Raw genomic sequence first — 14,388 nt, 5'->3', positions numbered from 1 at the left:
GGTGCCCCTGCCGATCGGCCTTTCCGGTGCCCCTGCCGATCGGCGCTTGCGGTGCCCTGCCGTTCGGCGCTTGCGGTGCCCTGCCGTTCGGCGCTTGCGGTGCTCTCGCGCCGCCCGCGCTACTGCCTCGCGGCCCCTTTGCTCTGCTTCACCCCACGCAACGGTCGCTGTCCGGATATCGGACGCCGGGCGTTGCGTCCGTTGAAGCAGAGCAAAGGGCGCCCACCGGGGTGTGCTCGGTCGCTGCCGCTGCCGCTGCCGCTGCCGCTGCCGCTGCTGCCGCTGGCGCTGCCGCTGCTGCCGCTGGCGCTGGCGCTGGCGCTGGCGCCATCCCGGCCACACCCACGGTCGGCGGCGCCCCCACAGCCACAGTCGGCGGCAGGACAGCCGCAGCCGCGCTCGGCGGCAGGACAGCCACCTCCGCCACGGCCGCGCGCGGCGGGACCGCGGTCGCCTCGCCCGCACCGGCGGTCGACGCGGCGGCAGTCGACGCGGCGGCAGTCGACGCGGCGGCAGTCGACGCGGCGGTGTGCAGGAAGTGCAGGGAGCGGGCGGCGATGCTGGGAGCGGCGTGCGAGTGGCGGGGCAGCTCGACCGCGACCAGGCCCCGGTAGCCGACCTCGCGCAGGGCGGCCAGCACCGGCGGGAAGTCGATCTCGCCGGTACCGAACTCCAGGTGTTCGTGCACGCCTCGCCGCATGTCGTCGATCTGCACGTTGACCAGGTGGGTGGCGACCGCGCGGACGCAGTCGGGCACCGGTATCGGCTCCAGGCAGCGACAGTGTCCGATGTCGAGGGTGATGCCCAGCCGGGGCGGGGCGCCGAGGGCCGCGTGCAGGCGACGCCAGTCGGCGATGTCCTCGACCAGCATGCCCGGCTCGGGCTCGAAGCCGAGGGTCACCCCGGCCGCGTCGGCCGCCTCGACCACCGGCGCGCAGCCGGCGACCAGGCGGTCCCAGGCGAGGGCCGGTGGGACCGACTCGGGTCGGACACCGGCCCAGAACGAGACCGCCTCGGCGTCGAGGTCCGCGCCGATCGCCACCGCGCGGCGCAGGAACTCGATCCGCAGCGCGGGGTCGTCGTGCAGCAGCGTCGGTGCGTGCTTGTGCCAGGGGTCGAGCAGGTACCGCGCCCCGGTCTCGATCACCAGCCCCAGACCGAGGTCGGCCAGTCGGCGGCCGACGGCGTCGACCCGGCGGGCCAGCCCCGGCGCGAACGGGTCGAGGTGATCGTGGTCGAGGGTGAGCGCGACGCCGGTGTAGCCGAGGTCGGCGATGACCGCCAGCGCGTCGTCCAGCCGGTGGTTGGCGAAGCCGTTGGTGCCGTACCCGAAACGCAGCCCGCCCGGGTGCTCGGAGGCGGCGGCGGTCATGTCGGTGAGACCTTCCGGGCCAGCCGCCGCCCCAGCGGCGCGGCGGCGGCGACCGCCAGCCCGAGTAGGCCGGCACCGGCCCGCGCGGTCAACGCGCCCTGCAACGCGGGCAGCCCGGTGATCCCGGCGCCGACCGCCGCGCGGACCCGGCCGGCGCTCGGGTCGGCGGCCACCCGGGCCTGGGCGGTGCCGTAACGGGCGGCGTACCAACCGGCGAGGACTCCGGGCAGTGCCACCGCCACCCGGCCCGCGGCCGTCGGTCCACCCCGGCGGGACGGCAGCGCGGCGCTCGCCGCGACCAGCGCGGTGCCGGCGAGGGTACGTCTCGGCAGCGCCCGGTCGGCGCCGGTGACCTCGCGGCGGGACAGGGCGGTGACGGTCCAGGTGTGCGCAGCGACGGTCAGCGCCGCCGGCAACGCCCGGGCCGGTCGGCCACCGGCGGCGCCGAGCAGGACGTCAAGTCCCCGGCAGGTGGCCATTACCGCAGGCCCGGCGGCGGTGTTCTTGGCGGCCAGGTCGTACGCCCAGACGGCGGCGGCCAACGGCACCGCGACGGCGGTGGCGCGACGGCCCCCGCCCAGCGCGGCGAGCCCGACGCCGGCCACGGTCAGGCCGGCGGCCAGGCCGACCGCGAGTCCGGGCTGGACCCGGCCGCTGGGGATCGGGCGTTCGGGGCGCTCGACCGCGTCCAGCCGCCGGTCCGCCCAGTCGTTGGCGGCCATCCCGGCCCAGTAGAGCAGCACCGACGCGGTGGCCAGCACGGGCGTACCCGGGCCGAGCGCACCGGCTGCCGCGGCACCGGCCACCACGTCCCCGGGCACCGAGAGCGCGGCCGGGGCCCGGACCAGCTCGGCGAGGTCAGCCACGCGAGGCATCGCGACCTCCGGCGTGCAGGCGACGGGTGAACGCGGCGAGCCGGGTCCACTGGTCGCCGAGCGAGTGGGTGGCGGTGCCGAGCGGGTCCTTGAAGAAGAAGGCGAGATCGGTCAGCGGCCCGCTGACCCCGGCGGCGTGCGCCGCGGCGGTGAGCCGGGCCAGGTCGAGCACGAGCGGGGCGGCCAGCGCCGAGTCGCAGCCCTGCCAGGTGAACTCCAGGCGCATCCCGGTGCCCAGGAAGCCGGCGAAGGTGATCAGGTCCCAGGCGGTCTTGAAATCGCCCAGTTCCTCGACGTACTCGATGCGGGTGTCGCCCTGCGGCAGGTAGCCGAGCGTCTCGCCGAGCACCCGCTGCTTGCTGCGGACCTTGGCGGCGTTGGCGGCCGGTTCGGAGAGGGTCGCACCGTCACCGCCGCCGAGCAGGTTGAGCCCGGACCAGGACCGGACGGTGAGGTGGCGCATCGCGAACATCGGGGCGAGCACCGACTTGAGCAGCGTCTCCCCGGTCTTGCCGTCGTGTCCCGCGTACGGCACCCGGTGCGTGTCGGCAAGCGTGGTCAACGCCGGCAACCGGAGCCCGGTCGACGGGGTGAAGTCGACGTACGGGCAGCCCGCCGTCACCGCCGCGTACGCGTACAGGGAGCTGGGCGGCAGCACCTCGTCGGGGCCGGCGAGGGCGGCTCGCAGCGCGTCCGGGTCGGCGTGGCCGGGGTGCGGTCGGGGCGTCGGCTCGGTGGCCGCGACGTTGACCACCACCACCCGGTCCAGCCCGTGCCACTCGCGGAAGTCGACGAGGTCGCGGACGGTGGCGGCGGCCCGGTCGGCCTGGCTGCCGCCGATCGGCGCGGGGCGCAGGTCGCGTTCCACGGCGGCCAGTTCCTCGGTCAACGCGGCGACCAGGCGGGCCGGCAGCACGCCGGCGGTGGCGAGCGCCTCGGCGCGTTTGGCGAGCGGTGTGGTGACCACGTCGTGGCCGCCGAACATCAGCTCGGCGAAGGTCGGCAGGGCCGGGCCGCGCAGCTCGGGCAGCTCGGTGACGCACCCGGTGGGCCCGGTCAGACCGGCCCGCAGGGCGAGCGCCCCGACGATGCTGGTGGTCGCGACCGAGCCGCGCGCCCCCACCAGCCAGACACCCGTACGCATGGCGCTCCTTCGGATCACTTCGGGCGGATGCGCCCCGTCCGCCGCGCCGCCCGATGAAGCTCACCGGCTGGCGTCGAGGTCGGCGGCGACGACGCCAGCCGGCATTCGGGCGGTGCGGACGGACGGGGCTAGCAGGCAGGGGCGGTCGGCGTCGCGCCCCTGCCTCCCCCGCAACCGGTCGGCCACCGGCGTCGGTGACCGGGCCGGAGGACTCGTGGCGAACAGGTCCGCCCAGAGGCGGGGAAGATCGGGTGGTGCGTACCCGGCGGGATCTCCTGGCCGGCGGCGACGTTGCCGTCGGTGGCGGACCTCCGGTGCGGCCGGGGAATCCCGGTCCGGCCGCACCGGAGGCACCGCTTTCCTCGTGCCCCCGGGCCGGGTGGCCGGTGGCACGACCTCCGGTACCGACCCCGTTCCGGCCGCGGGGCGCAACCGCGGCCGGCCCTCGCCGGTCGGTACCGGAGGTGGTTCAGGCGGCGACCGTCGCCAGCGTCGGCTCCACCTCGGTCCAGGCGGACCCCAGTTCGGCCGAGCGGACCACCGCGTCCAACACCAGTTGCACCTGCAACGCCTCGACGAACGAGGGCGACGGGTCGACGCCGGTCGCCACCGCCTCGATGAAGTCGCGCATCTGGTGGGTGAAGGAGTGCTCGTACCCGATGATGTGCCCCGGCGGCCACCAGGCCGACAGGTACGGGTGCTCGCTCTCGGTCACCAGGATCCGGCTGAAGCCCTGCTCGGCCGTGGGGCGCGTGGCGTCGTAGAACTCCAGCTCGTTGAGGCGTTCCAGGTCGAAGACCACCGAGCCGAGCGACCCGTTGATCTCCACCCGGAGGGCGTTCTTGCGACCGGTGGCGAACCGGGTCGCCTCGTACGTGGCCAGCGCGCCGCCGTCGAGTCGGGCCACGAAGATCGCGGCGTCGTCGACGGTCACCGGTCCGGTGGCGGCGGCACCGTCGGCCTGCGCCGCCAGCCCGCTCGACCCGGACGGCAACGGCCGCTCCTTGACGAACGTCTCGGTGACCGCGCTGACCCCGGCGATCCGCTGGCCGGTGACGTGCTGGGTCAGGTCGATGATGTGCGCACCGATGTCACCCAGCGCGCCGGAGCCCGCCTGGTCCTTCTGCAACCGCCAGACCAGCGGGAACTGCGGGTCCACGATCCAGTCCTGCAGGTAGCTGGCCCGGACGTGCCGGATCTCGCCCAGCCGTCCGTCGGCGACGAGCTGACGCATCAGCGCCACCGCGGGTACCCGCCGATAGTTGAACCCGCACATCGAACGGGCCCCGCCGGCTCGGGCGGTGGCCGCCGCGGCGGCCATCTCCTGCGCCTCGGCGACGGTGTTGGCCAGCGGCTTCTCGCACAGCACGTGCTTGCCGGCGGCCAACGCCGCGAGGGCGATCTCGGCGTGGCTGTCCCCCGGTGTGCAGATGTCGACCACGTCGATGTCCGGGCGGGTCACCAGCTCCCGCCAGTCCGTGGTGTGCTCCTCCCAGCCGAGCCGGTCGGCGGCGTCGGCCACCTTTCCCGGATCGCGGCCGCAGACGGCCACCATCCGGGCCCGCGCCGGCAGGTCGAACACTCGATTCACGGTCCGCCAGGCCTGCGAGTGCGCGGCGCCCATGAACGCGTAGCCGACCATGCCGACCCGCAGTTGGTTGTCAGTCGTGGACAAGGTGGGTCTCCCCCCGTGGTGTCAGAACCCGAGCTTGAGGTAGTCGCTCGCGTTCTCCTTCGTGATCGTCTCGGAGGCGAGGACGATCTCCTTGGGCACCTGGAGCTCGACCAGATCCGACATGCCCCGGTTCTGGCCGATCAGCCGGGCCAGCGAGATGGCCGACGAGGCCATCGACGGGCTGTAGGTCACGGTGGCCTTGAGCACCGTGTTGTCGGCCTGGATGTCCTCCATCGCCTTCTTCGAGCCGGCGCCGCCGACCATGAAGAACTCGCTGCGGTTGGCCTGGCTGATCGCGGCCAGCACGCCGATGCCCTGGTCGTCGTCGTGGTTCCAGATCGCGTCGATCTTCGGCAGTGCCTGGAGCAACTGGCTCGTCTCCTGTTGGCCGGAGTCGACGGTGAACCGGGCCGCCCGCCGGTTGGCCACCCGCAGGCCGTGCTGGGCCAGGGTGTCGTTGAAGCCCTTCGTCCGCTCCTGGGTCAGCTCCAACTCGTCCATCCCGGCGATCTCGGCGATCACCGGGTTGCTCACGCCCTTGGCCTTGAGCTGCTCGTAGATGAAGGTCGCGGCCGAGACGCCCATGCCGTAGTTGTCGCCCTTGATCTGCAACCGGTACGCCTTGGCGTCCGGGAAGGCCCGGTCCAGGTTGACCACCGGAATGCCGGCCGCCATCGCCTCCAGACCGAACGAGTTCAGCTCCTTGCCGTCGTGCGGCAGCAGCACGATCACGTCGGGCTTCTGCGAGATCAGGGTGGACAGCGCCGCCCGCTGGGCCGCCGCGTCCGCACCGGCCTCGACCGTCTTGAACTCCACGTCGGAGTACGCGCCGGCCTGCGCCCGGGCGTTGTTCGTGATCGCGGCGATCCAGCCGTGGTCGGCGGCCGGAGCGGAGAAACCGATCGTGACCCGCTCACCGGGCTCGGCGTTGCCGCCGCCCTCGGCCGCCTTGGTCTGTGCCTCGGTGGGCGTCCCCTGCTCGTTGCTGGTGCAGGCGGAGAGCAGGACGCCGGCACCGACGGCCGCCCCGCCGAAGAGCATCCGGCGCCGCGACATGTCGCGACTGTGCTGGGTCATGACGACCTCCTGATGTCAGGTGGTGGAGGGAAATTGGGTGTGCGCTACCCGGCCACCGTCGTTCGCTCGGGTGGCCCGGTGTGGTGCGGTATGCGAGAGAAGTCAGCCGGTGGTGAGCCGGTTGTTGCGGCGGAAGAACTGGCTGAGGGTGCCGAACTGCACCTGCTGGATCAGGACGGCGGCGACGATGATGCCGCCCTTGACCATGTTCTGCGCCTCGGTGGAGAGGCCGTTGATCGCGAACAGGTTGGTGATGGTGGCGAAGATGATCACACCGAGCAGGGAGCCGACGATGGTGCCCCGCCCGCCGCTGAGCAGCGTGCCACCGATGATCACGGCAGCGATCGCGTCCAGCTCGTAGAGGTTGGCCATCGCCGCCTGGGCCGAGGTGGCCTGGGCGGTGAGCATGATCGCGGCGATGCCGCAGCAGAGGCCGGAGAGCGCATAGAGCAGCAGGGTGTGCAGCCGGACGTTGATGCCGGCCAGCCGGGCCGCCTCCGGGTTGCCGCCGACGGCGACCGTACGCCGACCGAAGGTGGTGCGGTTGAGCAGCACCCACCCGGCGGCGCCCACCGCGGCGAGGATGTAGACCAGCAGCGGGATGCCGAACAGGTCGTTGCTGGCGATGCCGTTGATCACGCCGTTCTGCGAGATCTGCGTCTGCTTGTCGGAGATCTCGGCGGCCAGTCCCCGGGCGGCCACCAGCATGGCCAGCGTGGCGATGAACGGCACCAGCCGCCCGTACGCGATGAGCGTCCCGTTGACCAGGCCGACCGCCACTCCGACCACGATCGCGGTGAAGATCATGCCGCCGGCACCGAAGCTCTGGGTGGCGACCGTGGTGCACCAGACTCCGGCGAGCGCGACGATCGCGCCGACGGAGAGGTCGATGCCGCCTCCGATGATCACGAAGGTCATCCCGACGGTGACCACGCCGACCACCGAGGCGAGCTTGAGGATGCTGAGCATGTTGGCCCAGACCCAGTCGGGGTTGGAGTAGAGGTCGGAGCGGGTGGCCGCACCGATCACGAAGAGCGCCAGCAGCACCCCGATCAGGGCCAGGTTCCGCTTGGCGCCCTCGCCGCCCTCACCGCTCCAGAAGGACAGCCCGCGCCGGGACCCGCCGGACGGGTCGTGCTTGGTCACCCCGGTCGGTGCCGGGTCCACCGGCGGCGACTGCGCCGGCAACTGTGTGGTAGCGGGCCCTCGCTCGCTCATGCCGGTGCGCCTTCCATCAGAGACCCCGCCATCACGAGGTCGAGCACGGTGTCTTCGTCGAGTTCGCCTGCCGGGGCCGTCCGCACGACCCGGCCCTCCCGCATCACCAGCACCCGGTCGGACAGACCGAGCACCTCGGGTACCTCGCTGGAGACCAGCAGCACCCCGACGCCCTCGGCGGCGAGCTGCCGGATCACCTGGTACAGCTCGGCGCGGGCGCCCACGTCCACGCCCCGGGTGGGTTCGTCGAGCAGCAGCAGTCTGGTGTCGCCGAGCAGCCAGCGCCCGACCACCACCTTCTGTTGGTTGCCGCCGGAGAGGGTGCGCACCGCCCGGCGTACGTCGCGCGGGCGCATCTCCAGGTTCTCCGCGATCCGGTCCGCCTCGGCGCGTTCCTTCCCGACGTCGGTGAACCCGAGTCGGGCGTACCGGCTGAAGGTGGCCAGCGTGACGTTGCGGTAGATCGGTTCGCCGAGCAGCAGCGCCTGGCTCTTGCGTTCCTCCGGGGCCATGCCCATGCCGGCCCGGACCGCCGCGCCGACGCTGCCCGGTCGCAGGGCCCGGCCGGACATCCGCACCGAGCCGGCCTCGGCCCGGCGCGCGCCGTAGATGGTCTCCAGCAGCTCGGACCGGCCGGAGCCGACCAGCCCGGCGATGCCGACGATCTCACCGGCCCGCACGGAGAGCGAGACGTCGGCGAACTCCCCGGCGCGGGTCAACCCGTCGACCTGGAGCAGTTCCTCACCGACGCCCGTGTCGGCGGGACGGTCCGGGAAGACGTACTCGATGGTCCGGCCGGTCATCCGGGAGACCAGGTCCCCGGTCGGGGTGTCCCGGGCCGCCAGGTTCGCGGCCGTGGTCCGGCCGTCCTTGAGGACGGTCACCCGGTCGCCGATCTCGCGGATCTCCTCCAGCCGGTGCGAGATGTAGATGACCGCGATGCCCTGCGCGGTCAGCTCGCGGATGATCCGGAAGAGGTTCTCCACCTCGTCGTGGGCCAGCACCGCGCTCGGTTCGTCCATGATGATCAGCCGGGCCTCGTGGGAGAGCGCACGGGCCATGCTGACCACCTGCTTGCCGGCCGCGGGCAGCGCCCGCACCATCCGGCCCGGCGGGATCTCCGCGTGCCCGAGCCGGCCGAGGATCTGCCGGGTACGCCGGGCCATCTGCCCCCGCCGGACGAAGCCGAGCCGGCGCGGCTCGTGCCCCAGGAAGGCGTTCTCCGCCACCGACAGGTCCTCGACCAGATCGAGTTCCTGATAGATGGTGGCGATCCCGGCGCGCATGGCGGCCTGCGGATTGGCGAACGTGACCGGCTCCCCGCGCCATTCGACCAGCCCCGAATCCGGTCGATGTACTCCGGCGAGCACCTTGATCAACGTCGACTTGCCGGCGCCGTTCTGGCCGAGCAGGCAGTGCACCTCGCCGGCCCGCACCTCCAGCTGCACGCCGTCCAACGCGCGTACGCCCGGGAAGGTCTTGACCACGTCGGTCAGGCGCAGGACCACTTCGCCGGCGACGGTGTCGTCCGGGGCCTCGACCAGCGGCGCGTCGCTCACGTCACCCTGACTGTTCATGCCGCCTCCTGGAAGGCCAGGTCACTGGCGAGCACCGCAGCTCCCGCGACACCGGCACGCGGCCCCAGCTCGGAGAGCACGACCGGCAGGTTGCCGGTGGCCAGCGGCAGGGAGCGCCGGTAGACGACGCTGCGGATCTCGGCGAGCAGTACGTGGCCCAGGTGGGCCAGTCCACCGCCGATGACGATCATCGACGGGTTGGTGAAGCTCACCAGTCCGGCCAGGACGCTGCCGACGCGTCGACCGCCCTCGCGGATGAGCTGGATGCAGGCCACGTCTCCTTCGACGGCTCCGGCGGCGACGTCCTGGGCGGTCACCGACCCCTGCACGCGCAGCCGTTCGGCCAGCGCGGGCGAGGCACCGGTACGCGCTGCCGCAGTGGCGTCCTTGGCCAGCGCGGCACCGCTGAACAGCGCCTCCAGGCAGCCGGCGTTGCCGCACGAGCAGACCGGTCCGTGTCCGTCCACCTGGATGTGGCCGATGTCCCCGGCGCAGCCGTCGGTGCCCCGGTAGACCTCGCCGCTCAGATAGATCCCGCACCCGATGCCGGTGCCGATCTTGACGAAGAGGAAGTCGTCGACCGAGTGCGCCACCCCACCGTGCCGCTCACCGATCGCCATGATGTTCACGTCGTTGTCGACCACCGCCGGGCAGCCGTGTTCTCGGGTCAGCAGCTCACGGACGGGAAAGCGGTCCCATCCCGGCATGATCGGTGGGGACACCGGCACCCCGTCGCGGAAACTGACCGGACCGGGCACCCCGATGCCGACCGCGTTCAGCCGGTCGTAGACGCCGTCCACCCGGGCCTTGGCCAGCAGTTCGTTGACGCGGTGCAGGATCACCTTGGGGCCGGAGCGGATGTCGGCCGACTCCGCGTACGCCGCCACGGGCTCCAGGCGACCGTTGAGCACTTCGACATCGATGGAGCTGGCCCCGAGGTCGACGGCTGCGAACCGAAGGTCCGGGCTCAACTCGACCAGGGTGGAGCGGCGACCGCCCCGCGAGGCGGCCATCCCGGCCTCGGCGACGTAGCCGTGTCCGACCAGACGCTCCAGCTCGGCCAGCAGCCGGGGACGGGGTATCTCCAGGCGGTCCGCCAGCTCCGCCCGGGAGACGGCCCCCTGGTCGCGGAGCAACCGCAACAGGCGCACGTGCAGGGGTTCGACGGTCCGCATCGGGACCCCTTTCATCGATGCCGTTCACATCGACGCAACGCCGATGTGTTGTGTCCGACACAGTAGGCGCCTTCCGCGCCGCCTGTCCAGATCTTCGGCCGACATTCCGCCAACTTTTGTCCCAACAGACAAAAGCTTCAAGTGGATCAAGAAAAGGGTTGCTCAGGCGGTTCGCGCCGTGGCAGATGGTGGTCGCCGGCCTGCCGACAGCCACCCGGGTGAGCCGCCGTCCCGGAGCGCGACGACGCGGATCCGACCGGGCACGACAAGCCCGGGCCCGCCCGTCGATCACCGACGGTCGGACCCGGGCTGCCTCCGATCAGCTAGCGGGCGGCGCCTCACCCTCGTCCTTCAGCTTGCGGTCGTCGCGCAGCTCGACGTACGGCTCCCGGTCGACCGGGCGCAGGCCGCCCGCGATCGCCCGGCCGCGTGCCAGCTCGGCGTCGAACTCGGCGCCGAACAGGACCGCGACGTTGCTGAGCCAGAGCCAGACCAAGAAGATGATCACGCCGGCGAGGGCTCCGTAGGTCTTGTTGTACGAGCCGAAGTTGGCCACGTAGAGCGCGAAGACACCGGAGACCAGCAGCCAGATCACCACCGCCAGGACCCCGCCCGGGCTGACCCAACGGAAACCGCCCTGCCGGGCGTTCGGCGACGCCCAGTAGAGGATGGCGAACATCAGGCTGACCAGGATCAGCAGCACCGGCCACTTGGCGTAGTCCCAGACCGTCACCGCCGTGCGGCCGACTCCGATCGCGTCACCGACCTGCTGGGCGAACCGGCCGGTGAACACCACGATCACGGCGCTGGCCAGCAGCAGCACCCCGATCACGGCGGTGACCCCGACCCGGATCGGCAGGGTCTTCCAGATCGGGCGCCCCTCCGGCACGTCGTAGATGACGTTCGAGGCGCGCATGAAGGCGGCGACGTAGCCGGAGGCCGACCAGAAGGCAGCGAGCAGACCGATCACGGCGGCGAGGCCGGCGAGGCCGCCGTTCTGCTGCGCCTGGTCGATGGCCGCGTCGATGATCTGGCGGATGTTCTGCTCCGGCACCGCCTGGTCGACGGTGTCCCGGACACCCTGGGTGGCGGCCGGGCCGAGCAGACCGAGCAACGAGACCAGCACCAACAGGCCGGGGAAGATGGAGAGCACGCCGTAGTAGGTGAGTGCGGCCGCCCAGTCGGTCAGGCCGTCGGAGCTGAACTCCCGTACGGTCCGCCGCGCCGCCGCCACCCACTCGTCCCGGGACAGGCGGGTCGGCCCGTCGGGCGTGTCCCGGTCGGCCGGCGGGTGCTCCGCACCGCTGCCGGGATCCACGGCGGGCCGCCGCACCGCGTCGCGCCCGTCCGGACGGGAAGACTTCTCGGAGGCCATCGCCCCTCCCCTCACCTCGACGTTCTCGCCCGAGACATGCCCCGCCAGCACGCTCGGGTAACCCCACCCACCAGCCCCGGGCGCCGACCGGCGGGTGGGTCGTGCCGCCGACCACATCGCTGCGCCGTCGCCACCCCGCCGCCCCACCGGCCGTCGCGAATCCGGTCCGGGTCCGGGAAATGCGTACGGGAAATGGCGCTTACAGCACCGGAGAGGCGTCACTCATCGGCTGTGCGTTGTCAACTGTGACGCGCCGACCGAATTACGCCAGGCAGCGCGTCGGCACCCGCGCCACCGCCTCCACGACCGCCGCGAGCCACGGGAACGACGCCGCCACCCTCCGTCACCACATGTACGGAGAGTAATTGATTCGCTGGCATTTCGACGCCAACATATGACAGCCGAATGCCTCAAGAAGGATAAAACGGGCGCGGCCACACGGCCCCGCTCCGCGCGCTTGGCAGACTAACGCGCACGTCCCGCGCAGATCGCGAAACCGATTCTGAAACATCCGCAGCGGGGAGTGACTGAAACAAAATGAAAGTCACTCAGGGAAACGATGATCGACAATGTTCCCAACGAAGTGTCAATTCGCGTATCGTCCCCCCTCGTGTCGGCTATCCGATTCACCGATGATTCCGGACCCGAGGGCAATCGCGCCCGTGCCCGCGTGGCGGAGGCCGACCCCGAGGCCGATCCGCGCACCGTCGGGACCGTTCCGGACACCGTCCCCCGGCAACGGTCCGGCCCCGATCGCGCCACCGACCCGAGCGCCCCGCCCGGCGACCGTCCCGCCCCCGGGGACACCGACGCGCCGCCGGAGGTGGACGCGCGGGAACTGGCCAGCCGGTTCGAGGACGAGAAGCCCGGCCGTACGCTGACCGGGCCGATCGCCGTCCTGCTGACCGGCGCGACCCTGGCCGTGGCACTGCTCGCGCTCTGGCAGGTGTTCCGCCCACTGGCCCAGGGCAGCAAGTACTACCTGATCTTCTTCCTGGCCGGCGTACTCCCGCTGGTCTTCCTCGCGTACCCGGCCGACCTGCGCCTGCCCCGACTGCGCCGCAACCGGGATGCGAGCACCGACCGGGACGTCCCGCCCCCGGCGCAGGCCCGCCCGGCACGCACCGGGCCGAGCGGGGTCGACTGGGCACTGGCAGTCGCCGCGCTCGCCGCCTGCCTCTATCCGGTGCTGCCGGTCGCGCTGGCCGGCGGTGGCGGCGGCTACGACGCCTTCCTCGACCGGCAGGGCCTGCTCGTCGGCGCCGACGTGGCGATGGGCACCGTCCTGCTGCTCCTGCTGCTGGAGGCGTGCCGACGCACCACCGGCTGGATCCTGCCCGTGGTGTGCCTGGTCTTCCTCGGCTACGGCTACTACGGCGGACTGCTGCCGCAGACCTGGGCGGTGGCCCACGCCGGGCTGGACTTCGGGCAGATCGTGGACGCCTTCTACAACTCCGACAGCGGGTTCTACGGCACCCCGTTGGACGTGGCCGCCACCTACATCGTGCTGTTCACCATCTACGGTGCGGTGCTCGACCGCTCCGGCGCGGGTCGGTTCTTCGTCGACCTGTCGGCCGCGGCGTTCCGCCGGTCCCGTACCGCCGCCGGCCGTACCGCCGTCGCCTCCGGCTTCCTGCTCGGCACCGTCTCCGGCTCGGGCGCCGCCACCACCGTCAGCATCGGCGCGGTCACCTGGCCGATCCTGCGCCGCGCCGGCTACCCGGCGGAACGGGCCGGCGGCATGCTCGCGGCGGCCGGCGTCGGGGCCATCCTCTCCCCGCCCACGCTCGGCGCGGCGGCGTTCATCATCGCCGAGTACCTGGGCGTCTCCTACCTCCAGGTGCTGGGCTGGGCGATGGTGCCGACGGTGCTCTACTACCTCGGCATCGTGCTCTCGGTGGAGATCGACGCGCGCCGCTCCGGAGTACGCGCGGCGGCCCTGCCGGCCACCTCGGCCTGGCGGCTGCTGGCCCGCTCCGGCTACCACTTCGCCTCGCTCTTCGCGATCGTCGGTCTGCTCGCCGTCGGCGTGTCCGCCACCCGCGCGGTGGTGCTGGCGACCCTGCTCGCCATCGTGCTGTCCTACCTGGACCGGAAGCACCGACTCACCCCACCCCGACTGCTCGACGCGTTCTCCGGCGGCGCGCGCGGCGTGCTCGCGGTCACCGTGGTCTGCGCGGCGGCCGGCATCATCACCGCCACCACCACGAAGACCGGGCTCGGGCCGCAGGCCGCCGCGCTGCTGGTCGACGCCGCCGGTGCGGTCAGCTCCGATCCGGCGGTGGTGCTGGCGCTCACCGCGCTGCTCGCCGCCGTCGCGCTGAGCCTGCTCGGCCTGGCCATCCCGGTCACCGCGTCCTTCGTGATCGGCTGGGTGATCATCGGCCCGGCCCTGCTCGACCTCGGCGTCAGCGCCCCCGCCGCGGCGATGTTCGTCTTCTACTTCGCGGTGCTGTCCGAGGTGTCGCCGCCGACCGCGCTCGCCGCGGTCGCCGCCGCCGCGGTCACCGGCGGCCGGGTGGTGCCGACCATGTGGCACACCCTGCGGTACGCGCTGCCGGCCTACCTCATCCCGCTCGCCTTCGTGGTCACCCCGACCGGGCTCGGCCTGCTCGGCATGGGTGGTCCACAACGGATCCTCGTCGCCGGGACGGTCACCGCGCTCAGCGTCGCGGTGCTGGCCGTGGCGGCGGGCGGCTGGCTGCCCGGGGTCGGCCCGGCGGGCGCACCGGAACGCGTGCTCGGCGCGGTCGCCGGGCTCACGCTGCTCTGGCTGGAACCCGTACCCGTCGCGATCGGTGCCGTACTGGCCGGCGCCATGGCGGTGGGCGTCTTCGTACGACGCGGATCCACCGGCTCCTCCGGTGGGACGCGGGCCGGATCACCGGCATGACCGAGGA

The 14,388-nt window shown here is 72.6% G+C and carries 10 protein-coding genes; 1 reads left to right on the top strand and 9 read right to left on the bottom strand.

The genetic code is table 11. The annotated features are described in order from the left end of the window. Positions 1-148: 148 nt before the first annotated feature. From ACZ31C_RS19885 to ACZ31C_RS19845, 9 genes are all read right to left on the bottom strand, one after another. Positions 149-1,372 (bottom strand): sugar phosphate isomerase/epimerase family protein, encoded by a 1,224-nt coding sequence (locus ACZ31C_RS19885; protein WP_465796567.1) that lies wholly within the window; start codon positions 1,370-1,372, stop codon positions 149-151. Continuing rightward, positions 1,369-2,247: an SCO3242 family prenyltransferase gene (locus tag ACZ31C_RS19880; protein WP_465796566.1), complete on the bottom strand. Its 879-nt coding sequence runs from the start codon at positions 2,245-2,247 to the stop codon at positions 1,369-1,371. The genes ACZ31C_RS19885 and ACZ31C_RS19880 overlap by 4 nt, the downstream gene beginning before the upstream one ends. Beyond that, entirely contained in the window at positions 2,231-3,391 is a 1,161-nt protein-coding gene (locus ACZ31C_RS19875) for an inositol-3-phosphate synthase (protein ID WP_465796565.1), read from the bottom strand. The genes ACZ31C_RS19880 and ACZ31C_RS19875 overlap by 17 nt, the downstream gene beginning before the upstream one ends. A 469-nt stretch (positions 3,392-3,860) precedes the next feature. Then, the gene (locus ACZ31C_RS19870; protein ID WP_465796767.1) at positions 3,861-5,033 is read right to left on the bottom strand and encodes a Gfo/Idh/MocA family protein; all 1,173 of its coding nucleotides are present in this window, start codon (positions 5,031-5,033) and stop codon (positions 3,861-3,863) included. Positions 5,034-5,087: 54 nt separating this feature from the next. Beyond that, positions 5,088-6,143, bottom strand: coding sequence for a substrate-binding domain-containing protein (locus ACZ31C_RS19865; RefSeq protein ID WP_465796564.1), 1,056 nt, complete (start codon positions 6,141-6,143; stop codon positions 5,088-5,090). Positions 6,144-6,245: 102 nt separating this feature from the next. After that, on the bottom strand, positions 6,246-7,361 hold the full coding sequence (locus tag ACZ31C_RS19860) for an ABC transporter permease (protein ID WP_465796563.1): 1,116 nt from the start codon (positions 7,359-7,361) through the stop codon (positions 6,246-6,248). Further along, a complete protein-coding gene (locus ACZ31C_RS19855) occupies positions 7,358-8,938 on the bottom strand; it encodes a sugar ABC transporter ATP-binding protein (protein ID WP_465796562.1) in 1,581 nt (526 codons plus the stop codon). Before ACZ31C_RS19855 ends, ACZ31C_RS19860 begins: the two co-directional genes overlap by 4 nt. Next, positions 8,935-10,113 carry an ROK family protein gene (locus tag ACZ31C_RS19850; RefSeq protein WP_449954721.1) on the bottom strand — a complete coding sequence of 393 codons (1,179 nt, stop codon included), beginning with the start codon at positions 10,111-10,113 and terminating at the stop codon, positions 8,935-8,937. The genes ACZ31C_RS19855 and ACZ31C_RS19850 overlap by 4 nt, the downstream gene beginning before the upstream one ends. 319 nt (positions 10,114-10,432) lie before the next feature. Beyond that, positions 10,433-11,488, bottom strand: coding sequence for a YihY/virulence factor BrkB family protein (locus ACZ31C_RS19845; protein WP_465796561.1), 1,056 nt, complete (start codon positions 11,486-11,488; stop codon positions 10,433-10,435). A 670-nt stretch (positions 11,489-12,158) separates the two neighbouring features. Here ACZ31C_RS19845 and ACZ31C_RS19840 point away from each other — a divergent pair. Beyond that, complete coding sequence (locus ACZ31C_RS19840; RefSeq protein WP_465796560.1) at positions 12,159-14,381, top strand: TRAP transporter permease; 2,223 nt, start codon at positions 12,159-12,161, stop codon at positions 14,379-14,381. Positions 14,382-14,388: the final 7 nt, after the last annotated feature.

Source organism: Micromonospora sp. NPDC023869, assembly GCF_055559695.1.
Note: the sequence above shows the minus strand (reverse complement) of the source record. Positions and strands in the feature narration are given on the sequence as shown.